This is a genomic window from Maritalea porphyrae (assembly GCF_027213965.1).
Classification (GTDB): domain Bacteria; phylum Pseudomonadota; class Alphaproteobacteria; order Rhizobiales; family Devosiaceae; genus Maritalea; species Maritalea porphyrae_A.
Genome location: NZ_JAPWGX010000067.1, coordinates 1 through 249, shown reverse-complemented (window position 1 = coordinate 249; position 249 = coordinate 1). Strand labels below are relative to the sequence as shown.

1 protein-coding gene is annotated in these 249 nt (G+C 44.2%); it reads right to left on the bottom strand.

The window, feature by feature from the left end; translation table 11 throughout:
- Nucleotides 1-249: hypothetical protein (locus O4H47_RS18040; RefSeq protein ID WP_269395406.1), on the bottom strand; the 249-nt coding region annotated here is incomplete at both ends.

Here is a 249-nt window from a genome sequence, read left to right as displayed (position 1 = left end):
GTTTGACTAACCAATCACCAAACGCATCAATTAGCCCGATAACAGAACGCTTGGGAATACCCCGGCCAGAAAGTAAAATTTCTAGCCGCTCGATCTCAAGCTGCTTTTCAGGATGATAAGTTAAGAATACCTTGCCACATTGTATAGGGTCATCAAACCAACGTTTATCTCGATACATCACCAAAGAGTATGACGCTCTTAGTAACTTTTTAGCAATCACTCGCTGGGCGGCCACCTGCTCTTCTATCG